Source organism: Hydrogenophaga sp. L99, assembly GCF_058731905.1.
In genome coordinates this window covers 222,308-247,977 of sequence record NZ_CM178972.1, presented here as the reverse complement: position 1 = coordinate 247,977, position 25,670 = coordinate 222,308, and the positions used below count along the sequence as shown (strand labels likewise).

At 66.9% G+C, this 25,670-nt stretch carries 25 protein-coding genes and 1 tRNA gene; 18 read left to right on the top strand and 8 right to left on the bottom strand.

The window, feature by feature from the left end:
- The first annotated feature begins 14 nt into the window (after positions 1 to 14).
- The 5 genes from AC4QBL_RS01085 (at position 15) to AC4QBL_RS01065 (ending at position 4,524) form a co-directional block, all read left to right on the top strand.
- Positions 15 to 974 (top strand): XdhC family protein, encoded by a 960-nt coding sequence (locus tag AC4QBL_RS01085; protein ID WP_472902197.1) that lies wholly within the window; start codon positions 15 to 17, stop codon positions 972 to 974.
- Between the two features lie 6 nt (positions 975 to 980).
- The gene (locus tag AC4QBL_RS01080) at positions 981 to 1,661 is read left to right on the top strand and encodes a nucleotidyltransferase family protein (RefSeq protein ID WP_472902196.1); all 681 of its coding nucleotides are present in this window, start codon (positions 981 to 983) and stop codon (positions 1,659 to 1,661) included.
- 13 nt (positions 1,662 to 1,674) lie between these two features.
- Entirely contained in the window at positions 1,675 to 2,367 is a 693-nt protein-coding gene (locus tag AC4QBL_RS01075) for a TIGR02466 family protein (protein ID WP_472902195.1), read from the top strand.
- Between the two features lie 275 nt (positions 2,368 to 2,642).
- Positions 2,643 to 3,536, top strand: a complete 894-nt coding sequence (locus tag AC4QBL_RS01070; protein WP_472902194.1) for a hypothetical protein — start codon at positions 2,643 to 2,645, stop codon at positions 3,534 to 3,536.
- Positions 3,523 to 4,524, top strand: coding sequence for an XdhC family protein (locus tag AC4QBL_RS01065; RefSeq protein ID WP_472906789.1), 1,002 nt, complete (start codon positions 3,523 to 3,525; stop codon positions 4,522 to 4,524). The genes AC4QBL_RS01070 and AC4QBL_RS01065 overlap by 14 nt, the downstream gene beginning before the upstream one ends.
- A gap of 9 nt (positions 4,525 to 4,533) precedes the next feature.
- Here AC4QBL_RS01065 and AC4QBL_RS01060 read toward each other — a convergent pair whose 3' ends face one another.
- Positions 4,534 to 5,427, bottom strand: a complete 894-nt coding sequence (locus AC4QBL_RS01060; RefSeq protein WP_472906790.1) for an MOSC domain-containing protein — start codon at positions 5,425 to 5,427, stop codon at positions 4,534 to 4,536.
- A gap of 113 nt (positions 5,428 to 5,540) precedes the next feature.
- On the opposite strand from AC4QBL_RS01060, the gene AC4QBL_RS01055 reads away from it, so the two are divergent.
- Genes AC4QBL_RS01055 through AC4QBL_RS01040 form a run of 4 tightly spaced genes read left to right on the top strand, consistent with a single transcriptional unit; the run spans position 5,541 to position 9,950 of the window.
- Positions 5,541 to 6,722, top strand: coding sequence for an FAD-dependent monooxygenase (locus AC4QBL_RS01055; RefSeq protein WP_472906791.1), 1,182 nt, complete (start codon positions 5,541 to 5,543; stop codon positions 6,720 to 6,722).
- A gap of 53 nt (positions 6,723 to 6,775) precedes the next feature.
- Entirely contained in the window at positions 6,776 to 7,489 is a 714-nt protein-coding gene (locus AC4QBL_RS01050) for a DsbC family protein (protein WP_472900972.1), read from the top strand.
- A gap of 32 nt (positions 7,490 to 7,521) precedes the next feature.
- Positions 7,522 to 8,013, top strand: coding sequence for a DUF3429 domain-containing protein (locus AC4QBL_RS01045; protein WP_472900971.1), 492 nt, complete (start codon positions 7,522 to 7,524; stop codon positions 8,011 to 8,013).
- Positions 8,010 to 9,950 carry a M61 family metallopeptidase gene (locus tag AC4QBL_RS01040; protein WP_472900970.1) on the top strand — a complete coding sequence of 647 codons (1,941 nt, stop codon included), beginning with the start codon at positions 8,010 to 8,012 and terminating at the stop codon, positions 9,948 to 9,950. Before AC4QBL_RS01045 ends, AC4QBL_RS01040 begins: the two co-directional genes overlap by 4 nt.
- A 16-nt stretch (positions 9,951 to 9,966) precedes the next feature.
- Here AC4QBL_RS01040 and paaK read toward each other — a convergent pair whose 3' ends face one another.
- The 3 genes from paaK to AC4QBL_RS01025 are packed head-to-tail and all read right to left on the bottom strand — an operon-like array spanning position 9,967 to position 12,507.
- Positions 9,967 to 11,262 (bottom strand): phenylacetate--CoA ligase PaaK, encoded by a 1,296-nt coding sequence (gene paaK / locus AC4QBL_RS01035; RefSeq protein WP_472900969.1) that lies wholly within the window; start codon positions 11,260 to 11,262, stop codon positions 9,967 to 9,969.
- The gene (gene paaI, locus AC4QBL_RS01030) at positions 11,259 to 11,699 is read right to left on the bottom strand and encodes a hydroxyphenylacetyl-CoA thioesterase PaaI (protein ID WP_472900968.1); all 441 of its coding nucleotides are present in this window, start codon (positions 11,697 to 11,699) and stop codon (positions 11,259 to 11,261) included. Before paaI ends, paaK begins: the two co-directional genes overlap by 4 nt.
- A gap of 1 nt (position 11,700) precedes the next feature.
- Positions 11,701 to 12,507 (bottom strand): enoyl-CoA hydratase-related protein, encoded by an 807-nt coding sequence (locus AC4QBL_RS01025; protein WP_472900967.1) that lies wholly within the window; start codon positions 12,505 to 12,507, stop codon positions 11,701 to 11,703.
- A 185-nt stretch (positions 12,508 to 12,692) separates the two neighbouring features.
- Here AC4QBL_RS01025 and AC4QBL_RS01020 point away from each other — a divergent pair, with 185 nt between their 5' ends.
- The 6 genes from AC4QBL_RS01020 (at position 12,693) to AC4QBL_RS00995 (ending at position 18,833) form a co-directional block, all read left to right on the top strand.
- Positions 12,693 to 13,481 (top strand): enoyl-CoA hydratase, encoded by a 789-nt coding sequence (locus tag AC4QBL_RS01020; RefSeq protein WP_472900966.1) that lies wholly within the window; start codon positions 12,693 to 12,695, stop codon positions 13,479 to 13,481.
- A gap of 80 nt (positions 13,482 to 13,561) precedes the next feature.
- A tRNA-Met gene (locus tag AC4QBL_RS01015) sits at positions 13,562 to 13,638 on the top strand.
- Positions 13,639 to 13,832: 194 nt separating this feature from the next.
- Positions 13,833 to 14,648 (top strand): putative Ig domain-containing protein, encoded by an 816-nt coding sequence (locus AC4QBL_RS01010; protein ID WP_472900965.1) that lies wholly within the window; start codon positions 13,833 to 13,835, stop codon positions 14,646 to 14,648.
- The gene (locus AC4QBL_RS01005; protein WP_472900964.1) at positions 14,648 to 16,039 is read left to right on the top strand and encodes an efflux RND transporter periplasmic adaptor subunit; all 1,392 of its coding nucleotides are present in this window, start codon (positions 14,648 to 14,650) and stop codon (positions 16,037 to 16,039) included. The genes AC4QBL_RS01010 and AC4QBL_RS01005 overlap by 1 nt, the downstream gene beginning before the upstream one ends.
- Positions 16,036 to 18,159, top strand: coding sequence for a site-2 protease family protein (locus AC4QBL_RS01000; protein WP_472900963.1), 2,124 nt, complete (start codon positions 16,036 to 16,038; stop codon positions 18,157 to 18,159). The genes AC4QBL_RS01005 and AC4QBL_RS01000 overlap by 4 nt, the downstream gene beginning before the upstream one ends.
- A gap of 113 nt (positions 18,160 to 18,272) precedes the next feature.
- Entirely contained in the window at positions 18,273 to 18,833 is a 561-nt protein-coding gene (locus AC4QBL_RS00995) for a YaeQ family protein (RefSeq protein WP_472900962.1), read from the top strand.
- A gap of 13 nt (positions 18,834 to 18,846) precedes the next feature.
- Here AC4QBL_RS00995 and AC4QBL_RS00990 read toward each other — a convergent pair whose 3' ends face one another.
- Positions 18,847 to 19,440, bottom strand: a complete 594-nt coding sequence (locus tag AC4QBL_RS00990; RefSeq protein WP_472900961.1) for a carboxymuconolactone decarboxylase family protein — start codon at positions 19,438 to 19,440, stop codon at positions 18,847 to 18,849.
- Positions 19,441 to 19,494: 54 nt separating this feature from the next.
- On the bottom strand, positions 19,495 to 21,024 hold the full coding sequence (locus tag AC4QBL_RS00985) for an FAD-binding domain-containing protein (protein ID WP_472900960.1): 1,530 nt from the start codon (positions 21,022 to 21,024) through the stop codon (positions 19,495 to 19,497).
- Between the two features lie 209 nt (positions 21,025 to 21,233).
- Here AC4QBL_RS00985 and AC4QBL_RS00980 point away from each other — a divergent pair, with 209 nt between their 5' ends.
- From AC4QBL_RS00980 to miaB, 3 genes are all read left to right on the top strand, one after another.
- On the top strand, positions 21,234 to 21,575 hold the full coding sequence (locus tag AC4QBL_RS00980) for a hypothetical protein (protein WP_472900959.1): 342 nt from the start codon (positions 21,234 to 21,236) through the stop codon (positions 21,573 to 21,575).
- A gap of 84 nt (positions 21,576 to 21,659) precedes the next feature.
- A complete protein-coding gene (locus tag AC4QBL_RS00975) occupies positions 21,660 to 22,025 on the top strand; it encodes a hypothetical protein (RefSeq protein ID WP_472900958.1) in 366 nt (121 codons plus the stop codon).
- Positions 22,026 to 22,141: 116 nt separating this feature from the next.
- Positions 22,142 to 23,494, top strand: coding sequence for a tRNA (N6-isopentenyl adenosine(37)-C2)-methylthiotransferase MiaB (gene miaB / locus AC4QBL_RS00970; protein ID WP_472906792.1), 1,353 nt, complete (start codon positions 22,142 to 22,144; stop codon positions 23,492 to 23,494).
- Positions 23,495 to 23,537: 43 nt separating this feature from the next.
- Here the strand turns inward: miaB and AC4QBL_RS00965 are convergent, their stop codons facing one another.
- On the bottom strand, positions 23,538 to 24,152 hold the full coding sequence (locus AC4QBL_RS00965; protein ID WP_472900956.1) for a hypothetical protein: 615 nt from the start codon (positions 24,150 to 24,152) through the stop codon (positions 23,538 to 23,540).
- Positions 24,153 to 24,197: 45 nt separating this feature from the next.
- On the bottom strand, positions 24,198 to 25,568 hold the full coding sequence (gene ffh, locus AC4QBL_RS00960) for a signal recognition particle protein (protein WP_472906793.1): 1,371 nt from the start codon (positions 25,566 to 25,568) through the stop codon (positions 24,198 to 24,200).
- Positions 25,569 to 25,670 lie beyond the last annotated feature (102 nt).

Genomic DNA, 25,670 nt, shown 5'->3' with positions numbered 1-25,670 from the left:
CCCAGGAGAACGCCATGAACACCGAATGGATCACCGCCGCCGCCCGGCTACAAGCCCAGCAACAGCCCTTTGCCCTGGTGTCGGTGCTGCGGGTGCAGCCGCCCGCCTCGGCCAAAGCGGGCGACAAAGCCCTGGTCACCGCCGACGGCGCCATCCACGGCTGGATTGGTGGCGGCTGCGCCCAGCCTGCGGTCATAAAAACCGTGCGCGCCGCGCTGGCCGACGGGCAGCCGCGGAGCATCCGCATCACGCCCACCGAAGAAACCGCTGAGCGCACCCTGGGCGATGTGCTGGAATTTGGCATGGCCTGCCATTCGGGCGGCACGCTGGAACTGTTCATTGACCCGGTGCTGCCCGCCGCCCACCTGACCGTGCTGGGCGATTCGCCCGTGGCCCGCGCGCTGAGCGTGCTGGCGCCGCGCGTGGGCTTTACCGTGGCGGTGGTCGCCGACGGCGCCACCGCGCCCGACTTCCCCGACGCGCAGACCGTGCTGCCCAGCGACGACGCAGCCAGCGTGCGCGCCGCGCTGCCAGCGGCGGGTTTTGTGGTGGTGGCCACCCAGGGCCGGCGCGACCTGCCCGCGCTGAAAGCCGCGCTGGCGCTGCAACCGCGCACCCTGTGGTTTGTGGCCAGCGCCCGCAAGGCTGGCGTGTTGAAAGAAAGCCTGATCGCCAGCGGCGAAGACACGGCCCGGGTGGCCGGTATCGTGGCACCGGCGGGCGAGCCGATTGGGGCGCAAACCGCCGAAGAAATTGCGCTCACCGTGCTGGTGGCGGTGGTGGCTGCGCGGCGTGCGCCGCTGGTGGCGGCTCCGGTGGCAGCTACTGAGGCCATCGCCGAGGCGATTGTCCCCACAGCGGCCAAGTCGTGTTGCGGTGGCGCGGCGAAAAAAGCTGCAGCACCCGCTGAAGCGGAGGCGCCCGTTGAACCGGCCGTCACCGCTGACCCTAAAAAATCCTGCTGCGGAGGCTAAAACACCATGGGCTGCATTCTCAAAGGTGGCGGTGGCCTCTACAGCCGCATTGCGGTGGGCAGCATTTTGCTGGCCGCAGGCTCCGGTTCGCGCATGGGCAACCGGCCCAAAAGCCTGCTGGAGCTGGGCGGCATTGCGCTGATCCGGCGCCAGATCATTGCGCTGTCGGGCGCGGGTGTGGACGAGCTGGTGGTGGTGCTCGGCCACCATGCCGAGCGCATTGCGCTGGCGGTGCAAGAGTTTCCCGTGACCGTGGTGCACAACCCCGACCCCGACGCGGGCCAGGTATCTTCGCTGCGCATCGGGCTGCAAGCGCTGTCGCCCAAGATCGACACCGTGCTGGTGGCGCTGGCCGACCAGCCGCTGATCAACTCGCAAGACATCAACGACCTGATCGGCGCCTACAAAAAGCGGCCGGCGGGCACGCTGGTGGTGCAGCCCGAGGTGGACGGCCAGCCCGGCAACCCGGTGATGTTCAGCGGCGAGGTGCGCGAGCAGATTTTGGCCGGCGAAGCCCGGCTGGGCTGCAAGCAGTGGCAGGCCGCGCACCCCGAGCAGGTGCACCGCTGGGCTACCCCCAACCAGCGGTACCGCACCGACGTGGACACGCCCGAAGACATCGAGGCGCTGGCGACCCGCACCGGCCACCGCCTCTTGTGGCCCAAAGACCTGCTGACCGAAGCCTGAGCATCCGCTGACCATGGCACCCGATCCACTGCTGTCGCTCTGGTCCACGCCCATCGGCGTGCACCACTTCACCCAGGCTGACGACGTCAACCCGCTGCTGGTGCGGGTGTTCCGTGCCATGCGTGCGGGCGACACAAACGCCGATCCGGCGGCGGCCTTTTACGCCAGCCGCGACGACCTGCTGCAGCGCATCCGCCTGCCCGAGTGGGAGGCGCTGGTGCGCTTCACCGTGGACAGCGTGCGCCAGACCGTGGTGCTGGCCAACCAGGGCGCATGGCCCGAAGCCACGCCGGGCCTGCAAATTGCGCTGCGCGGCCTGTGGTTCCAAATCAGTAACCAGGGCAGCCACCACGACGTGCACACCCACGGCAACTGCTCGTGGTCTGGCGTGTACTGCGTGCAGGTGGACGCCGACGCCCAGCGCAGCGCCCACCCGGTGCTGGGCGCGCGCAACGGCATCACCCGTTTTTACGGCCCGCACTTCAACCACCTGGGCGGCGCCCACATGGACTTTGGCAACGCCTACCTGCAGTCGGCCCACCTGGACGTGCCGCCTCTGCCCGGGCAACTGGTGGTGTTTCCGTCGTGGCTGCCCCACCAGGCCATGCCCTACGCAGGCGAGGCCGACCGCATCATCGTGTCGTTCAACGCCAGCGTGCACGCCGCAGGTGGCAACGACCAGTTGCACGGCTATGCTGCAACTTGATATGGAATCCCCCCGCAGCGCTTCGCGCTACCCCCCGGGGGACGGCACTGGCCGTCTGGCAAAGCCAGCCCGACGGTGCCCTGGGTGGCACTGTCTCATACGTTGTGTGGTGCGCTCCGGCGGGTTGGAGCACAGGATATGAAATACCCCAGCTGCACTTCGCTTCAACCCCAAAGGGGGCGGCACTGGCCGTCTGGCAAAGCCAGCCCGGCGGTACCCTGGGTGGCGCTGTCTCATGCGTTGCGCGGTGCGCTCCGGCGTGCTGGAGACCTGACATGAAAGTGTTCAGCGCACAAAACCCGTCAGCCCAAGCGTTGGCGCACGGGGCCACGCTGCTCATGGGCTGGGTGTGGCTGGGCCAGCAGGGGCAGCGGTTGGGCTGGTCGGTTGCCAGTGGCGTGCTGGCGGTGGCGCTGTGGTGGGCTTTGCGGGTGCTGTTTGCTCAAAGCGGCTTGGTGAAACAATTACCACGGCGGGCTTCGGTGTGGCTTGGTGTGGGCACGGTGGGCGGCGCCTTGGGCGTGGCCGGTCTGGCCGCCAGCCCTGCGGCGCACGCGCTGCTGCTGGTGCTGGCCGGCGTGTGGGCGCTGTGGTCTGCGGCGCTGGAAGCGGGTTCGCCCGGCGCCATTGCCAAACCAAACGGTGCTGCTGCCTCGCTCCCGCAAACCGCCATGGGGCTGATGATGGGTTCGCTCTGGCTGACCAGCAGCTGGTGCGCCACAGCCGGCTTGCCACCCGCCACCGTGGTGGGCTTTCATGTGCTGCTCATGGCAGTGCTGCCTGCGCTCGCCTCACGGTGGCATCTGCCGCCGTGGACCGCGCAAGCAGGGCCGCTTACGCTGGTGCTGGCCGGGTCGCTCGTGTTGCAGCTGGGCAATGGCTGGGCGCACGGCGCAACCGGCATGGCGCTGCTGGCACTGGCCTGGGCGCTGCAAGCGCCACAACCCCCGGCATCCCACACCGCGCGCCGCTGGAGCGCTCTGGCTGGCCCGGCGCTGCTGCTGGCGGTTGGCTGGTGGAGCCCCACGCTCGGGCCGCAGGTGCTGCAAGCCGCCTATGGCTTGCTGGGCGCCGGCGCCTTCCTGGCCTTGCTGGGCCAGGGGCTGCAAGCCGCCACCCGTTTTGTGCATCCTCAAACACCCGGAGAAACCTTTCATGAACAGCATTGACATCGACGTGATTCGCACCGCCCTGGACTGGCAGGGCCGGGGCCACCGCGTGGTGCTGGGCACGGTGGTGCGCACCTGGGGCTCGGCACCGCGTCCGCCGGGCTCGCTCATGGTCATCCGCGACGACGGCCAGGTGGCCGGCTCCGTGTCGGGCGGCTGCATTGAAGACGACCTGATTGGCCGCGTGGGCCGGGGCGAGCTGGCGCTGCGCAAACCCGAGGTCACCACCTACGGCGAAACCGCCGAAGAGGTGCGCCGCTTTGGTCTGCCCTGTGGCGGCACGGTGCAGATCGTGCTGGAGCCGCTGGGGCCGCAGTCGCAACTGCGCGAACTGCTGGTGGCCATAGAGGCTCACCAACGCGTGCAGCGCCGGCTCGACATGCAGACCGGCCTGGTTCGCCTGGTGCCCGCCACCGAGGGCGACCGTGTGGCGTTTGACGGCGCCACCCTGGGCACCGTGCACGGCCCGCGCCTGCGCCTGCTCATCATTGGCGGTGGCCAGCTTTCGCGCTACCTGGCCAGCATGGCCGTGATGCTGGACTACCTGGTGACCGTGTGCGAGCCGCGCACCGAGTACCACGAAGGCTGGGACGCCATGGCGGGCGTGACGCTGTCCACCGTGATGCCCGACGACCTGGTGCTGGCCATGAACCTCGACCACAACAGCGCGGTGGTGGCCGTCACCCACGACCCGAAACTGGACGACCTGGCGCTCATGGAAGCGCTGCGCACCCCCGCGTTTTATGTGGGCGCGCTGGGTTCCCAGCACAACAACGCCAAGCGCCGCGAGCGCCTGCTGGAATTTGACGTGAGCCCCGAAGAAGCCGCCCGCCTGCACGGCCCGGTGGGCCTGAACCTGGGCGCCCTCACCCCACCGGAAATTGCCCTGAGCATCGTGGCCGAAATGACCGCGCTGCGCCGCGGCACAGACCTGAGCGGACCGCTGAGCAACTGGGAAGGCTCGAAGACGGTTTGCAAAACCTGCTGACCTCCGGCTTCAGTCAAACGCCCAATCCGCCCGCACCGCCTGCCCCACGCGCAGCACCAGCCCGTCGCCTTGCAGCACGATGGCGTTCATGCCAAAGGTCACTGCGCCGTTCAGGCGGGCGTCTTGCCGGTAGCCCTGCAAGGTGTCGCCCACTTCGGGTGACGGTGCGGCGGTGGCCGGGTCGATGTTGGGCATGGGGCAGCGCGCGCAGGGCTTCACGGTTTCAATCACGGCCTCGCCTTCTGCGGTGGCAATGTGCATCGGCCCTACGCGGTCTTCGTCGTGGGCCTCCACGCCGGCCAGAACGATGTTGGGGCGAAAGCGCTGCATGCTCACCGGCGCGTGCCCGGCGGCGGCCAGGCGCTCGTTGAGCCCGGCCAACGACGCGGTGCTGGCCACGAGCAGGCCAAAACCGTCGGCAAACTGGGTGGTGGCTTCGCGCCCGTGGGTCCATTTTGGGCTGCACAAGCGGCGCACGGCGGGGTCAAAGCGGGCCAGGCGCAGGCGCTTCAGGTCAGCGGGGGCGTCGGGGCCCAGAAAGTCGCTGAACCATTGCGCGGCCACCTCGCCCATGTCGTAGGCGGCCACCTCGTCGTCCCACACGCGCACGCGCAGCGGCGCCTCGGCCGCGTCCAGCGCCAGGTGCAACGCCAGCATGCCGGGGGCGCGCAGCACCAGCTGCCCCATTTTGAAGGCGGGCTGGATCAGCGCCATGCGCGGCAACTCGCGCTGGGTGACGAACTCGCCCTCGCTGTCCACCACCATCCAGGTGCGGTCGTAGGCCAGGCCGGTGTCGGTCAGCTCCGCTTCGGGCAGGGCAATGCCCGCGCACGACTTGACCGGGTAGACCCAGAGCTGGTCGATGGTGGCTTGCACGTCTTGGGGGGCTGGTGTTGGGCTCATGGGTACTCCGGGCAAGCGGTCGTCGGGCGCGCACCCAAGGCTGCGCTGCCGGGGCCGTGGGGTCGTCGAAATGGGCAAAACCCCGGATTGTGCCCTGCTCCTAAAATCAGCCCATGTCTTCAACTCCCTCCGGTTCTTCTGCCCGCCGCCGATTCGACGTCACCATCCGCGGCGGTGGCGTGGTGGGCCAGACCCTCGCCCTGCTGCTGGCGCGCGAGCGCCTGCGTGTGGCGCTGGTCAGCCCGGCACCCCAGGCCAGCGGCACCGATGTGCGCGCCTACGCGCTGAACGCGGCGTCGCGCGCTTTGTTGCAGTCGGTGCGGGCCTGGCCCGAAACCGGTGCAGCGGTGCCCACCGGCGACCTGCCCGCCATCACCCCGGTGAGCGCCATGCAGGTGTGGGGCGACGATGGCGGTGAGGTGCAGTTTTCTTCTGGAGGCCTGGGTGCTGACGCGCTGACCTGGATCGTGGACGTGCCGGCGCTGGAGCGCCGCCTGGCCGACGCGGTGGGTTTTCAAAGCGGCATTGAATGCTTCACCGAAGCGCCGCCCGCCGCGCTCACGGTGGTGTGTGAGGGCAAGCGCAGCCGCACCCGCGACGAACTGGGGCTGGAATTTGACGTGCGCCCTTACCCGCACAAAGCCCTGGCTGCGCGGCTGACCTGTGCACAACCGCACGGCGGCGTGGCGCGGCAGTGGTTCCAAAACGGCGAGATCATGGCCTTGCTGCCGCTGGGTGGCGCGCAAGGGAACTCTGTGGCGCTGGTGTGGTCACTCCCCACGCAGCAGGCTGACGAATGGCTGGCCGCACCCCCCGAAGCCTTGGCCGAGGCGGTGCAAACGCGTTGCGCCGCGGTGCTGGGCGACATGCAACTGGAGAGCCCAGCACAGGCCTGGCCGCTGGAGCTGTCGCGCGCACGCCGCTGGATCGCCCGCCTGCGCCCTGAAATGGGCGGTGGCGGTGTGGCCCTGGCCGGTGACGCGGCCCACGCCATGCACCCGTTGGCCGGACAGGGACTCAATGTGGGCCTGGCCGACGTGGCCGAACTGGCGCGGGTGCTGCATGCGCGCGAGTACTGGCGCGAGCTGGGCGACCTGAAGCTGCTGCGGCGCTACGAGCGGGCGCGGCAAGCCGACGTGGCCGCCATGGGCTGGGTGACCGACGGGCTGTTTGGCCTGTTTTCCCACGCCGACAGCCGCGTTCAGGCCTTGCGCAACTGGGGCATGAAGGGGTTTGAACGCAGCGGTGCGCTCAAGACCTGGATCGCCCGGCAGGCTTCCGGCATCAGCGGCTGACACCGCAGACTTTTTTAAATCCCCACCCCACTGGCCCCAACCCGGGCACCGCCATGAAACCCATCAAAACCCTCTTGCTCATCCTGCTGGCCGCCCTGTCCATGGGCGCTGTGGCCCAGGAAGCCGCCATTCGCAAAAACCTGGCCGAGCGCCTGCCCAACCTGCCCAAGATCGACGAAGTGACCAAAACGCCGATGCCGGGCCTGTACGAGGTGCGCGTCAACCACAGCGAAATTTTCTACACGGACGAGCAAGGCAACTACCTGATTCAGGGCTCCATGATCGACACCAAGGCACGTGTCGACCTGACGGAACAGCGGCTGGAAAAGCTCACCGCCATTGCCTACAAAGACCTGCCGCTCAAGGACGCCTTCACCATCGTGCGGGGCAACGGCAAGCGCAAGATGGCCGTGTTTGAAGACCCCAACTGCGGCTACTGCAAGCGCTTCGAACGCGATCTGGTCAAGATCGACAACGTGACAGTGCATGTGTTTCTCTACCCCATCCTCAGCGCCGATTCGGGCGAAAAGTCGCGCAACATCTGGTGCGCCAAAGACAAAAGCAAAGCTTTCCTCGACTGGATGGTGCGCGACGTGACGCCCCCTGCCGCCAGCTGCGACGCCGCTGCGGTGGCCCGCAACGTGGAGTTTGGCAAAAAGGCCCGCATCACCGGCACGCCCACCATCATCTTTGCCGACGGCTCGCGTGTGCCCGGCGCCATTGACACAGCCCGCATTGAAAAATTCCTGACCGAAGCCAAGCCCTAAAACCGCGCGCAACCCAGCCCGAGCACCACCCCATGACCGCCGCCACCGCCAACCCTGTGTTGCACGACCCCAACGACACCGCCCTGGCCCGCACGCTGGGGCACGCCGGGCTGATTCCCTTTGTGTTGCTGGCCGCCCTGCTCTGGCTGGTCAACGTGGAACTGCAAGCCTGGGTGGCCATTGCGCTGGCCGGCTACGCGGCACTCATCGCGTCGTTCATGGGTGGCGTGCACTGGGGCATTGCCTGGCTGGCCGCCCGCCATGCCGCAGCACACGGCGAAGCACCCCACCACGCCCAGCGCAACCACCTGCTCTGGGGCGTGGTGCCCTCGCTGCTGGCCTGGCCGGGGCTCCTCATGCCGCCGTTTGCCGGCTTGGCCTGGCTGGGCTTTGTGCTGGTGTTGTGCTACCTGGCCGACCGCACTTTGTATGTGCGTGCCGGCCTGCAACACTGGCTCACGCTGCGCTTTCGCTTGTCCACCGTGGCCGCGCTGAGTTGCTTTGTGGGTGCGGGCGCCCTATGAGCGCGGCCCGCACCACCCGCGCCAAGGCACCCGCCCGCAGCGCCAGCCGCAGCGCCCCAGCGCCTGCCGGGCTGCACTACACCGTGTCGGTGCTCAGCGCGCAAGCCCACCTGTTTGCCGTCACGCTGCGCATTGACCAGCCGGCCAACAACCAGCGCGTCAGCCTGCCGGTGTGGATTCCGGGCAGCTACCTGGTGCGCGAGTTTTCCCAACACCTGCAAGGCCTGAGCGCCACCCAGGGCGGGCAGCCGGTGGCGCTCAAGCAGCTCGACAAACACCGCTGGCAAGCCGCTGCGGTGCCTGGCCAGCCGCTGGAGCTGCAATACGCCGTGTACGCACTCGACGCGTCGGTGCGCACCGCTTTTCTGGACACCACGCGCGGCTTCTTCAACCCCACCAGCCTGTGCCTGCAGGTGCTCGGCCAGGAAGACCAGCCGCACGCGCTGGAACTCGTGTCCGGCCCGGCCACCGCCGGCTGGCAGGTGGCTACCGGCCTGGCGCCACACAGCGTGGACAGCGACGGCTTTGGCCACTACCGCGCCCAGCACTACGACGAACTGGCCGACTGCCCGGTCGAAATGGGCCGCTTCTGGAGCGGCAGCTTCACCGCCGGCGGCGTGCCGCACCGCTTTGTGGTGAGCGGCGCCGGCGCCTGGTTGGACGGTGAGCGCCTGCTGGACGACACCCGCCGCATTTGCGAGGCGCAGATCGCGTTTTGGCATGGCGACGAAGCGCCGCCTTTTGAGCACTATGTGTTCATGATGCACGCCAGCGCCGACGGCTACGGCGGGCTGGAACACCGCAATTCCACCGCGCTTATTTGCCAGCGCGCCGACCTGCCGCGCCTGCATGCAACGCCCCCACGCTCCGCCGCGGCGCGGGTCGCTGCCCCCCAAGGGGGCGGTTTCACCTTGGGGCGGCCCGGCGGTGAAACGTCCACTGGCGCAGCAAAACCCGCCGCGCTCAAAGCCACCGACGGCTACACCACCCTGCTCGGACTCATCAGCCACGAGTACTTTCACACCTGGAACGTGAAGCGCTTGCGCCCGGCCGAGTTCGCGCGCTACGACTACACCCAGGAAAACTACACCGAGCTGCTGTGGTTTTTTGAAGGCTTCACCAGCTACTACGACGACCTGTTTTTGCGCCGTGCCGGCCTGATTGACGACGCGGCCTACCTGCAATTGCTGGCCAAGACCATCAACCAGGTGCTGCAGACGCCCGGGCGCCACCTGCAAAGCGTGGCACAGGCCAGCTTTGACGCCTGGGTGAAGTACTACCGGATCAACGAAAACACGCCCAACGCCACGGTGAGCTACTACACCAAGGGATCGCTGGTGGCCCTGTGCCTGGACCTGACCCTGCGCACTGAGGGCCACACCACGCTGGACGCGGTGATGCGCGAACTGTGGGAGCGCTGCAAGGGCGGCCCCATGCGCGAAGCCGATCTGCTGCGCGTGCTGAAAAAGCTGGGCAAGCGCCCGTTTGACACCGAACTGGCCCAATGGGTACACAGCACCAACGACCTACCCACCAGCGACCTGCTGCAAGGCCAGGGCGCCAAGCTGCACCACGACAAAGCACCGCTGGCCCAGCAACTGGGTTTGCGCGTGAGCGAGTCGGGCGGCCTCACCGTCAAGACCGTGCTGCGCGGCGGGGCCGCAGAGGCGGCCGGCCTGGCGGCGGGCGACGAATGGCTGGGCGTGGAAATGCCCGCGGCCAAGCGCGGAGCAACCGCTGAGGCCTGGCGCATCCACAAACTGGACGAACTGCTGATGCTGCGCGGGCAACGCACCCGGCTGGTGGCGCTGGTGGCGCGCGACAAGCGCTTGCTGCGCTGCACGCTGGACTGGCCCACCGAAAACCAGACCGTGCGCCTGACCGTGGCCGATGCCCCAAGGCTGGACGCCTGGCTGGCGCCCGCCTCACACGGCTGACCTGAGCGAAAAGCTTTCAGCGCGGGCGCAAGTCCACCACGCGCTTGGCCTTGCCCTGGCTGCGCTCCACACCGCCTTCGGGTTTCAGGGTCACGGCCACGCTGCTGCCCACAAACACCTTCACCTCGTGCTGCAGCATCTTGGCAGCAGCCCGTGCCTCGATGCTCTCGGGCGACAAACCGGGGCGCGTTTCCACCACCACGGTCAGGTTGTCCATGGGGCCTTCGCGGCTCAGCACGCACTGGTAGTGCGCGCTCAGCTCGGGGCGCTTCAAAATGAGTTCTTCAATCTGGGTGGGGAACACGTTCACGCCGCGCACGATCATCATGTCGTCGCTGCGACCGGTGATCTTTTCCATGCGCCGCATGGTGCGCGCGGTGCCGGGCAGCAGGCGGGTCAGGTCGCGCGTCCGGTAGCGGATGATGGGCAGCGCTTCCTTGGTCAGGCTGGTGAACACCAGTTCGCCCATTTCGCCGTCGGCCACCGGCTCGCCCGTTTCGGGGTTGATGATCTCGGGGTAAAAGTGGTCTTCCCAGATGGTGGGGCCGTCTTTGGTTTCCACGCATTCGCTGGCCACGCCGGGGCCCATCACCTCGGACAAGCCGTAAATGTCCACCGCGTCCATGCCCATGCGGGCTTCGATGGCCACGCGCATGTCGTTGGTCCAGGGCTCGGCACCAAAGATGCCCAGGCGCAGGCTGCTCTCGCGCGGGTCCAGGCCCAGGCGCTCAAACTCGTCGGCAATGGCCAGCATGTAGCTCGGCGTCACCATGATGATGGTGGGCTTGAAGTCCTGCATCAGCTGCACCTGGCGCTCGGTCTGCCCGCCACCAAACGGCACCACCGTGAGGCCCAGTTTTTCAGCGCCGTAGTGCGCGCCCAGGCCGCCGGTGAACAGGCCGTAGCCGTAGCTCACATGCACCATGTCGCCCGGGCGGGCACCGCCCGCGCGAATGGAGCGCGCCACCACGGTGGCCCAGGTGTCGATGTCTTTGAGCGTGTAGCCCACCACCGTGGGCTTGCCCGTGGTGCCGCTGCTTGCATGGATGCGGGCGCATTTTTCACGTGGCACAGCAAACATGCCAAACGGGTAGCTGTCGCGCAGGTCGTGTTTGGTGGTGAACGGAAACTTGCTCAGGTCGGCCAGGCTGCGGCAGTCGTCCGGGTGCACACCGGCCGCGTCAAACTTGGCGCGGTACACCGGCGAGTTTTGGTAGGCGTGGCGCAGCGTGGCTTGCAGCCGTTTGAGCTGCAGGCCGCGCAGCTCGTCGATGCTGGCCTTTTCAATGGGTTCGAGCGGCAAGTGGCTCATGCGGGCACCTCTTCAGGAAAAACTTGGCCGGGGATCACCGCGCTTTTGCCACGGAACATGGCAATCACTTCGCCCTTTTGGTTGCTGACCTTCATGTCGTAAATGCCGTGGCGACCACTGAGCGTTTGCTCCACACCCTCGCAGGTGAGCACATCGCCGTCCTGCCCGGGTTTTAAAAACTCAATGCTGCAGCCCGCCGCCACCGCATTTTTGTTGTAGCTGTTGCAGGCGTAGGCAAAGGTGGTGTCGGCCAGGGTGAAGATAAAACCGCCGTGGCAGATCTTGTGGCCATTCAGGTGCAGCGGCTTCACCGCCATGCGCAACACAGCGCGGCCCGGCGCCACGCTCACAATTTCAATGCCCATGGTTTCCCGGGCCGCCACATCGGCGGCAAACATGGCTTCACCGACCTTCGCGGCCCGTTCTTGCGGCGTCATCTCATTCCCCCTTGAATTGCGCCGGGCGCTTTTGCCGGAAGGCCATCACGCCTTCGATGTAATCGTGCGTGCGGCCCATGGCCGACTGGGTGTCGCGCTCCACGTCCAGCTGCTCGTTGAGCGTGCGCGTTCCCGCGTCGCGCAGCAAAGCGCGGGTGGCCACCAGCGCCTGGGTGGGCATGGTGGCCAGCTTTTCGGCCATGGCCAGCGCAGCCGCCAGCGGGTCGTCTTGCACGTCCCAGATCATTCCCCACTCTTTGGCCTGGGCAGCGGGCAGCTTGTCGCCCGTCATGGCCAGCGCCATGGCGCGCGCCAGGCCCAGCCGCTCCACCAGAAACCAGCTGCCGCCCGCATCGGGAATGAGACCGATCTTGCTGAACGCCTGGATGAAACTGGCGCCCGGGGCCGCAATGGCGATGTCACACGTCATGGCCAGCGAGGCACCAGCGCCCGCGGCCACACCATTCACCGCCGCCACCACCGGCATGCGCAGCGACTGGATGCGCCTTGCCGTGGGGTTGAAGGCCTGGTCAATCACCGGGCCGGGGTCGGCGCGTTGCACCAAGTCGGGGCCGGGCTCAAAGTCGAATTCGGCCAAATCGGCCCCGGCGCAAAAGCCACGGCCGGCGCCGGTAAGCACCAGGGCGCGAATGGTTTTGTCGGCCTCGGCCCGGTCCAGTGCGGCCCACAGGTCGCGGTGCATCTGGCGCGTGAAGCTGTTCAGGGCTTCGGGCCGGTTCAGGGTCAGCAGGGCCACGGCCCCGCGCGTTTCGTAGAGCACGGTAGCGCCTGCGGCGGGTGCATTCATGGGTAAGGTCTCCTCGGGCCGCTGTTGTGCGGCGCTTGTGGCGGGTGGTTTTCCGCCAATTTACCATTAACCGACCGATGAGTCGGTTAATGTTTTCCCTTGGTTGGCCCCAACCACCCAGGCCTCGCGGTCCGGCTATAGTTGACGTACACGTCAAACACAGCATCACCCATTAAAGGACATCCATGAGCGAAACCACCACCCCCGAACTGATCCAGGTGCGCACCGAAGGCCGTGTCGGCATCGTCACGCTGAACCGCCCCAAGCAGCTCAATGCCCTGAACGACCAGCTCATGAACGAGCTGGGCGCTGCGCTCAAAGCGTTTGACCTGGACGACGGTATTGGCTGCATGGTCGTGACCGGCAGTGAAAAGGCGTTTGCCGCCGGCGCCGACATTGGCGCCATGGCCACCTACACCTTTGCCGACGTGTACAAGGGCGACTACATCACCCGCAACTGGGAAACCATTCGCAGCATCCGCAAGCCGGTGATCGCGGCCGTGAGCGGCTTTGCCCTGGGCGGCGGCTGCGAGCTGGCCATGATGTGCGACTTCATCATCGCCGCCGACAACGCCAAGTTTGGCCAGCCCGAGATCAAGCTGGGCATCATTCCCGGTGCCGGCGGCACGCAGCGCCTGCCGCGCGCGGTGGGCAAGTCCAAGGCCATGGACATGGCGCTGACCGGCCGCATGATGGACGCCACCGAGGCCGAACGCGCCGGGCTGGTGAGCCGTGTGGTGCCGCTGGACAAACTGATGGACGAAGCCCTGGGTGCCGCGCTCATGATTTGTGAGTTTTCGCTGCCCAGCGTGATGGCGGCCAAAGAATGCGTGAACCGCGCTTTTGAAGGCGGCCTGGCCGACGGCGTGATGTTTGAACGCCGGCTGTTCCACGGCCTGTTTGCCACCGAAGACCAGAAGGAAGGCATGGACGCCTTTGTGAACAAGCGCAAGCCGGTGTTCAAACACGCCTGAACCCGGCTGCGTGGCCAGACAACGCGCACAGCACGGCCCAAAAAAACGGGCAAAAATGTCGCTATAATTCTGCCTGCTTCGGCGATATAGCTCAGTTGGTTAGAGCGCAGCATTCATAATGCTGATGTCGGTGGTTCAAGTCCACCTATCGCCACCAAAATTAAAAAGCGGACTCTGGTAACAGGGTCCGCTTTTTTCATGGCCGCAGCATCAGCGGACTTGCAGATCCACGCAGAGCTTGTAGCCCTCTTTGCGCACCGACCGGATGAATTCCCCGGCCCCCAGACAGACCGACATTTTTTTGCGCAGCTGCGAAATGCGGTTCTGCAAGCTGTCGCGGCTGACACTGGCTTGGGCACCGTCGTTGACGATGGCACAGGCGACTACTGGATCGGTGACAGCACCACGGCAGCAACACCGCAGGAACTGACGGCCGCCAAGATCGTGCTGGACGACGACCGCCCCAAGGCGCCGGCCCTGGGGACCGAGCCAGCAGCACCGGTGGCCGAAGCACCAGCACCGGCCGAGCCAGAACCCACGCCGCTGCCACCGACGCTGCGCTTTGACTCGACGACGTTCACGGCCGCACCGCTGCAGGATATGCCAGCCTTGTCGGTCGAGGTATTGGCCCTGCTTCAGCCTGCGATGGAACGCACCGAACCCGCCACCTTGACGCGCGCCACCGGGTTCCAGGCGCTGGTGTCCCCTGCGGCGGGTGGTGGGTTGAATCTGAACCGATCCATCAGCGACCAGTTCGTTGAGCGGGCCGCTGCTGGCAGCATTGTGTTGCCTTACGACACCTTCGTGCACGCCAGGGCCGACGCCACGATTCTGTTGCAAGCGAAATTGGCGAGTGGCGACAACCTGCCGGCATGGATCACTTTTGACCCACGCAGCGGAACATTCACCGCCAAGCCACCGGCAGACTTCAGCGGCGAACTGGTGATTGAAGTGACCGCCCGGGACGAGCAGGGCAATGAAGTGAAGACGCAGTTCCGCCTGCGGGTGGGAGACGCTCAGCTGGTGCCAACAGGCCGCAATGCGCTGAGCGAGCAGCTTCGCCTGGAGGCGCGGCGCGCTCACGGTTGGGCTGACATGGCCCGCACGGATGAGCGCGACGAGCTGAAAGCCCGAGCACAACCCGCACCGGTGAAGGCACCCGCCTGATGGCTGACGCACACCACCCGGCCATTCGCACGGTCCAATCGCTGGCGGTGCTGCTGGACCTGGCGCGCCGCGCGCGCCAGGCGGCCACAGCCCGTGAGCTGGGTTTTTTGCTGGCCAACGACACCCACCAGCTGGTGCCTTACCGCCAGGCCGTGCTGTGGGTGCCGGACTCGGGTGTGCACACCCTGTCGGGCGTGGTGCAGCCCGAGGCCAATGCGCCTTACGTGCAGTGGCTCTTGCAACTGAGCGAACACCTGGCTGCGCAGGGCGGTGACGCGGTGCGGGCGGTGGACCCGGCGCAGCTGCCGCCAGCGCTGGCCGATGACTGGGCCACCTGGTGGCCAGCGCACGCGCTGTGGCTCAGCGTGCCCGCGAAACAGGGCGCTGCCCCGACACAGCCTGGGCCGGCCTTGCTGCTGGCCCGCGACACGCCATGGACCACCGAAGAACAACGGCTGCTGACCGAATGGCTCGACACCTGGCACCACGCCTTTGCGGCCCTGCACCGACCCAAAGCGAGCGGTTGGCGCGCCGTCACGGCGCGGCTGCGCCACCATTTCAGCCGCCAGCCTGGGCAGCGCTGGTGGCAGCAGGCGCGTTGGCGCTGGGCAGCGCTGGCACTCGTCGTGCTGTGCCTGCCGGTGCGCCTGAGCGTGCTGGCCCCGGGTGAGCTGGTGCCGGCCAGCCCGGTGGTGGTGCGTGCGCCGCTGGACGGGGTGGTGGACATATTCCATGTGCAGCCCAACCAGACCGTGACGAAAGACCAGCCGCTGTTTGGCTTTGACGAGGCGCTGATACAAAGCCGGCTGGCGGTGGCCGCACAGGTGCTGGCCAGCGCCGAGACCGAGTACCGCCAGACCTCGCAGCAAGCCTTGACGGACCCCAAATTCAAGGGCCAGCTGGCCATGCTGGGCGGCAAGATTGAAGAAAAGCGCGCCGAGGTGGACTACCTGAGTGACCAGCGTTCTCGCGCCCGCGTGCTGGCGCCGCGCGACGGTGTGGCGCTGTTTGACGACCCTTCCGAGTGGATTGGCCGGCCCGTGACCACGGGCGAACGCATCATGCGCATTGCCGCGCCCGACGACAGGGAGGTGGAAGCCTGGCTGCCGCTGGCAGACGCCATTGGGCTGGACGACCAGGCGCCACTGAAGCTGTACCTGAACGCCAGCCCCCTGGCGCCGGTCACGGCTCGGGTGCGGTACATCGCCCACGACGCCGTGCAGCGCCCCGATGGCACACACGCCTACCGCGTGCGCGCCACGCTGGACGGCACCACCGACTACCGGGTGGGACTCAAGGGCACCGCGCGCCTGCAGGGCAGCTGGACACCGCTGGCCTTCTGGATGCTGCGCCGGCCGCTGGCCGCCTTGCGCACCACGGTGGGCCTATGAACCCCGCCCTGCCCCGCCTGCGCGAAGACCTGGCGTTGCTGCCCGGCCCGTCGTTGCCCGACGGCCAGCCCAGCTGGACGCTGCACGACCCAGCCCGCAACCTGTTTTTTCGCATCGACTGGCCCAGCTTTGAGATTTTGCAGCGCTGGCAGCTGAACGACCGCCAGGCCATTGCCGACGACATTGGCGCTGCCACGGCGTTGCACATGGACGCAGCAGACGTGGAGCACATGGGCCAATTTTTGTTGAACAACCAACTGACCCAGGCCGACGGCCCGGACAGCGCCCGCCAGATGGCTGAGCGGCTGGAGCGCCAGCAAGGCAGTGCATTCAAATGGATGCTGCACCACTATCTGTTTTTCAGGGTTCCGCTGGTGAGGCCCGACGCCTGGCTGGGGCGCTGGCAAAGCGTGGCGGGCTGGTTTGTCTCGCCCGCGTTTTTGTGGATGACGCTGGGTGCGCTGGTGCTGGGCACGGCGCTGGTGTTTCGCAACTGGGATGTGTTCACCACCAGCCTGGTGGACACGTTCAACCTGGAAGGGCTGGCGGCCTACGGCCTGGCCTTGTTTGCGGTGAAGTTGCTGCACGAACTGGGCCACGCGTTCACGGCCAAGCGCCTGGGTTGCCGGGTGCCCACCATGGGGGTGGCCTTTCTGGTGCTGTGGCCCGTGGCCTACACCGACACCAACGACACCTGGCGCCTCACCAACAGCCTGCACCGCCTGCGCGTGGCATCGGCCGGCATTGCCACCGAACTGATGATTGCCGCCTGGGCCACGCTGGCCTGGGCTTTGCTGCCCGACGGCGCACTGCGTTCGGCCGCCTTTGTGCTGGCCACCACGTCTTGGGTGGCCACACTGGCCATCAACGCCAGCCCCTTCATGCGGTTTGACGGCTACTTCATCTTGTCCGACTGGCTGGACATGCCCAACCTGCACGAGCGCAGCTTTGCGCTGGCGCGCTGGAAGCTGCGCGAATGGCTGTTTGCACTGGGAGAAGAACCCCCCGAGCACTTCAGCCCCACCGCGCAGCGCTGGCTGATCGCGTTTGCCTGGGCCACCTGGGTCTACCGCCTGGTGCTGTTCCTGGGTATTGCGCTGCTGGTGTACCACCTGTTTTTCAAGGTGCTGGGCGTGCTGCTGTTTGCGGTGGAGATTCTGTGGTTTGTGCTGCTGCCGCTGCACCGGGAATGGAAAGCCTGGGTCGCACGGCGCCAGGCCATACAGGGCAGCCGCCGGGCCCGGCGCAGCGCTTGGCTGCTGGGCGGGTTGCTGCTGTTGTTGCTGCTGCCATGGCCTGGCAAGGTGGGCGTGAGTGGCCTTTTGCGGCCGGCAGAGAGTTGGCCGATCTTCACCAGCAGCGCAGCCCGACTGGACGAGCTGCCCCGAAAAACCGGCGACCGCGTGGCCGCCGGCGACCTGCTGGCGCGCCTGTATGTGCCCGAACTGCACAGCCGCCAGCAAACGCTGCAGGCCCGCATCGACAAGTTGCGTTGGCAGGCGGCGTCGGCGGGGTTTGGCTCTGAATCGCGCCAGCAGTGGCTGCTGACCCAGGACAGCCTGAGCACCGCCGAGGCCGAAATGCTCAGCCTGCAAGCCGAGCTGAAACAAAACGCGCCCACCGCGCCTTTTGCCGGCACGCTGCACGACATGGACCCCGACCTGCACACCGGCCAATGGCTGGCGCGCAAGGAAAAGATAGCCATGCTGGTGCGCGAAGGCAGCCCCTGGCTGGTGGAAACCTGGCTGGATGAAGACACGGTGCAGCGCATTGCACCGGGTGACGGCGCCTTGTTCATCACCGATGCGGCTTCGGGCCCCGCCCTGCGCCTGACGGTTCAAGCCATCGACCGGGACGCCACCCGCGTACTGTCGCGCAGCGAACTGGCGGCGCACCTGGGCGGGCATGTGCTGGTGCGCGAGCAAGCCGGCGAATGGGTGCCTGAGCGGGCCATTTACCGCGTGCAGTTGGCGGTGAACGCTGACCAGGCGCGCGCCCTGGAGGCTTTGAGCCAGCATGCCTGGCGCGGCCAGCTGGCCATCCAGGCCCGGTGGGAAGCCCCGGCCAGCCGCTACCTGCGCCAGGCGCTGGCGGTGCTGGTCCGCGAAACGGGTTTTTGAACCCTGGCCCAAGCCAAACGCCCGCTGACCACGGTCGGGGCGCCAAGCGGTGCGGGCTACACTGCCCCTTTGTGTTCTAGCCAGCGGGCCCGCTCCGCTGCACTCCCTGCGCCATGGCCATCAAATCCACCATCTTCAAGGCGAATCTGCAAATTGCAGACATCGACCACGGCTACTACGCCGACCACGCACTCACCCTCGCCCGCCACCCCAGCGAGAACGACGAACGCATGATGGTGCGGCTGGTGGCGCTGGCGCTGCACGCCCACGAGCTGCAAGACACCTGCCGCGGCGACGGCACGCTGGCGTTTGGCGCCGGGCTGTCTGACCCGGAAGACCCGGACGTGTCGCTGACCGACTACACCGGGCGCAAGCGCCTGTGGATCGAGGTGGGCCAGCCCGAAGACAAACCCCTGGCCAAGGCCTGCAGCAAGGCCGACGCGGTGGTGCTTTACGCCTTTGGCTCGGCGGCGGACGTGTGGTGGCGCGGCATGGAAACCAAGCTGACCCGGCTGGACCGGCTGCAGGTGTGGCGCCTGCCCACCGAGGTGGCGCCCGCCCTGGCCGGCATGGCCGAGCGCAGCATGCAGCTGCAGGCCACGGTGCAAGAAGGTGCGCTCACGCTGTCCAGCACGCAAGGCAGCGTGCACATTGAGCCGGTTCGCTGGAAGTAAGCCACCTGGGCGGCTATGCGCCGTGCTTGCCCGGGTTCCAGCCCTGAGCGCCCAGCGCATCCAGGGCCAGCGCGGTGGGCACCGCTTCCAGCGGCGTGGCCATGGTGTCGTTCCAGCGGTTGAGAAACGCGAACATGGCCACCACGCCCAGCAATTCCACAATTTCACCGTCGCTCCAGTGCTGTTGCAGCTCGGCAAACTGCGCGTCGGTCACGGCGTTGGGCTGTGAAGACGCGGCCAGGGCAAAGTCCAGCGCCAGGCGCTCTTTGGCGCTGTAGTGCGGGCTGCTGGCATAGGTCCACACGTCGGCCAGCTTGGCGTCGCTGACGCCAAAATTTTTGGCACCCAGCAGCGTGTGTGCCTGGCAATACAGGCAGCCCGAGACCTTGCTCACAACATGCCCCACCAGGCGGCGAAAGCCCAGGTCCACCTCGCCTTCGGGGTCCATCACGGCGGCGTTCATCACCGCCAGCGCCTGGGCCAGCTTGGGCTTGCGCTGCATGGTGAGCACGCTGTTGGGCGTGAAGCCGAACGTGCCCAGAAAAAAGTCGAAATGGGGTTTGAGCTCAGGCGTGGTGCTTGGCGGCAGGGGTTGCAGGCGGGCCATGGTGTCTCCGGTTTGTAGCAAGGTGGCCGGATTGTCGCGCGCCAGCGAGCCGGGTCAAAACAAGGAAGCCTGGCCCGGGTCCGTCACAGGCCCGGCCTTTGCACGCGCTGGCGTGCGGCGTTGGCGCGAGCCATGTTTCTCCACAATGGCGGCTTTGCCGGCCCGCACCTCGGGCTGCGCCCGCCGCGCATGCAGCAGCGCCTTGGCTTCGCGGGTGGCCACCTCCAGGTCGACCAGCGGCATGGCAATGTCCACACCCACCCGCACGCCGCAGCGCGCCTGCACGTCGGGCGGCATGCGCCAGGGTTCAAACAGCCAGGCGTCGGGCACGCGGCGCATGGCGGGTAGCCAGCGGCGCACAAAGTGGCCGTGCGGGTCGTGGTCGCGCGCCTGCTTGAGCGGGTTGTAAACCCGGGTGGTGTTGATGCCGGTGGTGCCGCTCTGCATTTGCAGCTGGCTCCAGTGGATGCCGGGCTCGTAGTCGAGAAACTGGCGCGCCAGCCACAGCCCCACCGGGCGCCAGTGCAGCCACAGCGGGTAAGCCGCCACCGACACCAGCATCGCCCGCATGCGAAAGTTGAGCCACCCGGTCTCGCGCAACATGGCCACGCAGGCGTCCACCATGGGCCAGCCGGTGCGGCCCTGCATCAGGGCCTCCAGGTGGGCCGGGTTGCCCGCTTCGTCGCGCAGGCCGTCGTAGCCCCGGTGCAGGTTGCGCCATTCCAGTTCGGGCTCGTCTTCCAGCTTCTGAATGAAATGGCAGTGCCACACCAGCCGGCTCATGAACGCGGCCAGCCCCTGCTGCTGGCGGCTGGCCTCGGGCGGCAGCTGGGCCAGGTGCGCGCGGGTGGCTTGCACCACCTCGCGCAGGCTCAGGCAGCCCAGCGCCAGGTAGGGCGACAAGCGCGAACAAGCGCTGGGCGCCCGCAGGGGCGACGAAATGCCACCCCGGTACTGGGTGCTGCGGGCGTCCAGAAACTCGTGCAGCACAGCCAGACCCTGGGCGCGCCCACCGCGCTGGCGCAGGGGCGGGTCGGGGTCCAGCAAGCCCAACTGGGCCGTGCCGGGCATGGCGGGCTCGCGCCACGGCAGCGGCACGGGGCTGAGCTCGGCGGGCGCCAACACGCACGGCGCGCCGGTGTGCGCGGCCCACTGGCTCTGCCAGCGCTGGCGACTGGGCAAGCGGCGCACCACGCCAAACTGGGGCGTCTCTTGCCAGGCCACACCGTTGGCGCGGCACCAGCGGCCCACCGCCAAGTCGCGCCGGTAGGTGGCGGCGTTGCCGGTTTCTTCGTGGGCGTACAGCGCTTCAAACGGCGCCAGCGCCATCAGGCGCGACAGCACATCGGTCACTTCACCAGTGACCACGTGCAGGCGGGCGCCCAGCGCTTTCAGCTCGCCGTGCAAATCCAGCAGGCTTTCGCGCAAAAAATGCAGGTGCTGGGTGGCCGCGTCGGGCTCGGCCCACAGGCTGGGCTCCACCACATACAGGCACAGCACCGGCCCGCGCGCGGCGGCCTGGTGCAGCGCCGCGTGGTCGTGCACGCGCAGGTCGCGTTTGAACCAGACCACGCTGTAGCTCATGGCGTTGCGCGTTCAGCCGCCGGTGGCGCCTTGGACCACCCCGCAAGGGCGGAGCGGCCAATGGGAGATCGTGAAACGAACCATGAGTCGACTCCTGAAATAAAACGCTAAGAAACGAATGGCCCTGCATTTTGTCCTAGACAAAACAGATTGTGCAGCCTACATTGGTGTATCGGGTCAAAACTGCCCTGTTTCACCAAGTCGCCACCATGAATCTGCTCAACATCTGGCCCGGCTTTCAGCAAACCCCCGCAGGCCTGGAGCGCGTGGTGCTGCGCAAACTGCCCAAGGCTTTGTGGCTGGGCAGTGCGCTGCCCGCGCTGGTGGCACTGCTGGCGCGCTGCTTCCCCTGGAGCGGCAGCGAAATGGACGTGGCCACCCGCATCCATACCATCGACATCCTGGCCATTGGCATGGTGATTTTCTTCTGGTCGATGGTGCTCACCGTGGCCATTGGCGCGTTCATTGTGATGGTGATGAAGGGACCGGCCTATGTGGCCGACGCGTACCCGCTGGAGGATGCGGACCGCCCGGCACCCGACGCGCACTGAGCCGGGGCGTGAGACAATTTGGGTTGCCGCCCGGGCCTGCCCGGCGGCCGACCGATTGCCTTTCACAGCCTCTGGATGGACACCATGAACCGCTGCTTTTCCCCTCAAGCCACCGGCCGCCGCGGCGCCGCGCTGGCGCTGTGCCTGCTGGCCCTGGGCTTCTGGCCGGCCGCGCAGGCCCAAACACAATCGCGCCAGTTTCCTGCCGCAGCCCTGCGCGGCACCTTGGTGGTGGTGCAACCCCCCGTCATCAGCCTGGACGGCAAGCCTGCGCGGCTCTCGCCGGGCTCGCGCATTCGCAACACCACCAACATGCTGGTGATGTCGGGCGCGCTGGTGGGCCAGGAACTGACCGTGAACTACCTGCTGGAGCCCAACGGCATGGTGCACGAGGCCTGGATCCTCACGCCCGCTGAGGCCGCTGAAAAGCGCCCGCTCGCCAAACCCTGATCTCTCCCACCCACACAGGCCCCATTCAGCACACGCCATGGAACCGGCTTCGCCGGGCCACAGGCGTGGTCCCCCTTCTGGGGGGAAGCCGCGCAGCGGCGCAGGGGGTAACCCATATGCACAAAAAAGTCTTTATCAAAACCTTTGGTTGCCAGATGAACGAGTACGACTCGGACAAGATGGCCGACGTGCTGGGCGCGGCCCAGGGCTACACCCAGACGCAGGACGTGGAAGAGGCCGACCTGATTCTGTTCAACACCTGCTCGGTGCGGGAGAAAGCGCAGGAAAAGGTGTTTTCCGACCTGGGCCGCGTGAAGCACCTGAAGGAAAAAGGCGTGCTCATTGGCGTGGGCGGCTGCGTGGCCAGCCAGGAAGGCGCCGAAATCATCAAGCGCGCGCCCTATGTGGACGTGGTGTTTGGCCCGCAAACCCTGCATCGCCTGCCAGAAATGCTGAACCAGCGCGCGCGCCAGGCGCTGCCGCAGGTGGACATCAGCTTTCCCGAAATCGAAAAATTTGACCACCTGCCCCCGGCGCGGGTGGAAGGGTCGTCGGCCTTTGTGAGCATCATGGAAGGCTGCTCCAAATACTGCAGTTACTGCGTGGTGCCCTACACCCGGGGCGAAGAAGTGAGCCGGCCGTTTGACGACGTCCTGGTGGAAGTGGCCGGGCTGGCCGACCAGGGCGTGCGCGAGGTGACGCTGCTGGGCCAGAACGTGAACGCTTACCGCGGCAAGATGGGCGACACCAGCGAGATCGCCGACTTTGCGCTCTTGCTGGAATACGTGGCCGACATTCCCGGCATTGAGCGCATCCGCTACACCACCAGCCACCCCAACGAATTCACGCCGCGTCTGATCGAGGCCTACGCCAAAATCCCCAAGCTGGTGAGCCACCTGCACCTGCCGGTGCAACACGGTTCGGACCGCATCCTCATGGCCATGAAACGCGGCTACACCGCCATGGAATACAAGAGCACGGTGCGCAAGCTGCGCGCCATTCGGCCCGACCTGGCCATGAGCAGCGACTTCATTGTGGGTTTCCCCGGCGAGACCGAGGAAGACTTCCAGAAAATGATGAAGCTCATTGACGATGTGGGCTACGACATCAGCTTCAGCTTCATCTTCAGCCCCCGCCCCGGCACGCCCGCCGCCAACCTGCCCGACGACACGCCACACGCGGTGAAGCTCAAGCGCCTGCAACAGCTGCAGGCCGCCCTGGAGGCGAACGTGGCGCGCATCAGCGCCAGCCGCGTGGGCACGGTGCAGCGCATTTTGGTGGAAGGCCCGTCGCGCAAGTCCAGCGCAGCCGTGCCCGAGCTGATGGGCCGCACCGAATGCAACCGCGTGGTCAACTTCCCGGCCGGCCCGAACGCAGCCCGCCTCGTGGGCCAGATGGTGGACCTGACCATCACCGAGACCAACGGCTACACGCTGCGCGGCGAGGTGCTGGTGCGCGAAACCGCTTGAATTCGGGGGCAGCGAACCCAACGCAGTGGGAAGCGTAGGGGCACTATTTCAAATAGCGGGCGTCCGACCAGGTGGCCAGCCACTGCGGCGCAAAAGCCACGCAGATGGCGGCAAACATGCCGGTTAAAAATGCATCGCCCCAGGCCATGAGCCAGCGTGCCACCAGGGCTTGTTCCAGCGCCGGGGCACCGGCCAAGCGGTGCAGCAGCTCCATCAGCACGCCCGACACAAAAACCGCGACCGCCGTGCCCAGAAAGCCGCGACCCAGGGTGTAAATGAATGGGTTGGGCGGCAGCCAGCGCCGCAACAGCACACCGATACCCAGCGCCAGTGTGGCAGGCACCAGCCCAACCCAGACCCACTGCGACAGCACCGACCAGGCATCGGCAGGGCCGATCCCCCACACAGCCAGCGCCACCAGCGACAACGCCAGCACAGCCAGCGGCCAGCCGAGCATGAGCACCAGCAGGCTGGCGCCCGAAAACTGGATCGCCAAACCCTGGGGCAGGGCTTGCGGCAGCAGCCACAGACCGGGCAGCAACACCACAGCCGCCAGCGCGGGTGTCAGCAACGCACCGGTCAACATGCGCCAGGGGCGCAGCCACAAGGCAGCCGCCAAGCACACCACGGCAAACAAAATTTCAAGACCGGACAGCATGGGGCGGAGTATGGGCTGCCGATCTGGCAAGCCGCTTGACTTCGGTCAACCCATGCCAGGCAACTTGGGCATGCCTTTCATGCCGCCCATGCGCTTCATCATCTTCATGAGGCCGCCGCCCTTCATCTTTTTCATCATGCCCTGCATCTGCTCAAACTCTTTGAGCAGGCGGTTGACTTCTTGCACGTGCACGCCCGCGCCAGCGGCAATGCGGCGCTTGCGCGTGGCTTTGATGATTTCGGGCTTGGTGCGCTCGCGCTGCGTCATGCTGCAAATGATGCCTTCCTTGCGCTTGATGTCTTTCTCGGCGCGGGTCAGGTCGGCTTCGCTGGCCTTGGCGGCCATGCCGCTGGGCAGCTTGTCCATGAGGCTGGACAAGCCGCCCATTTGCTTCATCTGGCGGATCTGGTCCAGGAAGTCGTTCAGGTCAAAGCCTTCGCCGCTTTTGACTTTGGCCGCGAGCTTCTGAGCCGCCGCCATGTCCACCCCAGCGGTCACCTGCTCCACCAGCGCCAGGATGTCGCCCATGCCCAGGATGCGGCCGGCGTGGCGCTCGGCGTCAAACACCTCCAGGCCGTCGATTTTTTCCGACACACCCGCGAACTTGATGGGCGCGCCGGTGATCTGCCGCACCGACAAGGCCGCGCCACCGCGGGAATCGCCGTCGAGCTTGGTCAGGATGATGCCGGTGAGCGGCAGTGCCGCGCTGAACGCCTTGGCGGTGTTGATCGCGTCCTGACCCTGCATGGCGTCCACCACAAACAGCGTCTCCACCGGGTTCAACACCGCGTGCAGTTCCTGAATCTCGCGCATCAGCGCTTCGTCAATCGCCAGGCGGCCGGCGGTGTCCACCAGCAGCACGTCAAAGTAATGGCGCTTGGCGTAGTCGATGGCGGCGCGTGCAATGTCCACCGGCTTTTGGTCGGGCGTGCTGGGGAACCACTCGGCGCCGGCCTGGGCGGTCACGGTCTTGAGCTGTTCAATGGCCGCGGGGCGGTACACGTCGCCCGACACGGTCAGCACCTTCTTCTTGCGCTTTTCGATCAGGTGTTTGGCCAGCTTGGCGGTGGTGGTGGTTTTACCGGCACCTTGCAGACCGGCCATCAAGATCACCGCCGGCGGCTGGGCCGCAAGGTTGATGTCGGCCACGCCAGCGCCCATGGTGGCGACCAGCTCGCGGTTGACGATGCCCACCAGCGCCTGGCCCGGCGACAGCGAACCCACCACCTCCTGGCCCAGCGCCTTTTCTTTCACCCGGGCAATGAAGTCGCGCACCACCGGCAAGGCCACGTCGGCCTCCAGCAGGGCCATGCGCACCTCGCGCAGCATGTCGGTGACGTTGCTTTCGGTGATGCGGGCCTGGCCACGCATTTCCTTGACGATGCGTGAGAGGCGGTCGGAGAGGGCTGAGGCCATGGGGTGCTCGGGACGGTGAAGGGGCCGCGGCAGCGGCGTCTGCGGTGCGGGCCTGAAGGCCCGCGTGCATCGGTGGGACTGGCCGGGCCCCAACGGGGTCTG

Excerpts from the sequence above, each read along its gene's own strand:
- AC4QBL_RS01085 (WP_472902197.1), top strand. The coding sequence starts at position 15 with ATGAACACCGAATGGATCACCGCCGCCGCCCGGCTACAAGCCCAGCAA.
- AC4QBL_RS00975 (WP_472900958.1), top strand. The coding sequence starts at position 21,660 with ATGAACCGCTGCTTTTCCCCTCAAGCCACCGGCCGCCGCGGCGCCGCG.
- AC4QBL_RS01020 (WP_472900966.1), top strand. The coding sequence starts at position 12,693 with ATGAGCGAAACCACCACCCCCGAACTGATCCAGGTGCGCACCGAAGGC.
- AC4QBL_RS01055 (WP_472906791.1), top strand. The coding sequence starts at position 5,541 with ATGTCTTCAACTCCCTCCGGTTCTTCTGCCCGCCGCCGATTCGACGTC.
- ffh (WP_472906793.1), bottom strand. The coding sequence starts at position 25,568 with ATGGCCTCAGCCCTCTCCGACCGCCTCTCACGCATCGTCAAGGAAATG.
- AC4QBL_RS00990 (WP_472900961.1), bottom strand. The coding sequence starts at position 19,440 with ATGGCCCGCCTGCAACCCCTGCCGCCAAGCACCACGCCTGAGCTCAAA.
- AC4QBL_RS00965 (WP_472900956.1), bottom strand. The coding sequence starts at position 24,152 with ATGCTGTCCGGTCTTGAAATTTTGTTTGCCGTGGTGTGCTTGGCGGCT.
- AC4QBL_RS01050 (WP_472900972.1), top strand. The coding sequence starts at position 6,776 with ATGAAACCCATCAAAACCCTCTTGCTCATCCTGCTGGCCGCCCTGTCC.
- AC4QBL_RS01075 (WP_472902195.1), top strand. The coding sequence starts at position 1,675 with ATGGCACCCGATCCACTGCTGTCGCTCTGGTCCACGCCCATCGGCGTG.
- paaI (WP_472900968.1), bottom strand. The coding sequence starts at position 11,699 with ATGACGCCGCAAGAACGGGCCGCGAAGGTCGGTGAAGCCATGTTTGCC.
- AC4QBL_RS00995 (WP_472900962.1), top strand. The coding sequence starts at position 18,273 with ATGGCCATCAAATCCACCATCTTCAAGGCGAATCTGCAAATTGCAGAC.
- AC4QBL_RS01070 (WP_472902194.1), top strand. The coding sequence starts at position 2,643 with ATGAAAGTGTTCAGCGCACAAAACCCGTCAGCCCAAGCGTTGGCGCAC.
- AC4QBL_RS01000 (WP_472900963.1), top strand. The coding sequence starts at position 16,036 with ATGAACCCCGCCCTGCCCCGCCTGCGCGAAGACCTGGCGTTGCTGCCC.
- AC4QBL_RS01060 (WP_472906790.1), bottom strand. The coding sequence starts at position 5,427 with ATGAGCCCAACACCAGCCCCCCAAGACGTGCAAGCCACCATCGACCAG.
- AC4QBL_RS01025 (WP_472900967.1), bottom strand. The coding sequence starts at position 12,507 with ATGAATGCACCCGCCGCAGGCGCTACCGTGCTCTACGAAACGCGCGGG.
- AC4QBL_RS00980 (WP_472900959.1), top strand. The coding sequence starts at position 21,234 with ATGAATCTGCTCAACATCTGGCCCGGCTTTCAGCAAACCCCCGCAGGC.
- AC4QBL_RS00985 (WP_472900960.1), bottom strand. The coding sequence starts at position 21,024 with ATGAGCTACAGCGTGGTCTGGTTCAAACGCGACCTGCGCGTGCACGAC.
- AC4QBL_RS01040 (WP_472900970.1), top strand. The coding sequence starts at position 8,010 with ATGAGCGCGGCCCGCACCACCCGCGCCAAGGCACCCGCCCGCAGCGCC.
- AC4QBL_RS01065 (WP_472906789.1), top strand. The coding sequence starts at position 3,523 with ATGAACAGCATTGACATCGACGTGATTCGCACCGCCCTGGACTGGCAG.
- miaB (WP_472906792.1), top strand. The coding sequence starts at position 22,142 with ATGCACAAAAAAGTCTTTATCAAAACCTTTGGTTGCCAGATGAACGAG.
- AC4QBL_RS01005 (WP_472900964.1), top strand. The coding sequence starts at position 14,648 with ATGGCTGACGCACACCACCCGGCCATTCGCACGGTCCAATCGCTGGCG.
- AC4QBL_RS01045 (WP_472900971.1), top strand. The coding sequence starts at position 7,522 with ATGACCGCCGCCACCGCCAACCCTGTGTTGCACGACCCCAACGACACC.
- AC4QBL_RS01080 (WP_472902196.1), top strand. The coding sequence starts at position 981 with ATGGGCTGCATTCTCAAAGGTGGCGGTGGCCTCTACAGCCGCATTGCG.
- paaK (WP_472900969.1), bottom strand. The coding sequence starts at position 11,262 with ATGAGCCACTTGCCGCTCGAACCCATTGAAAAGGCCAGCATCGACGAG.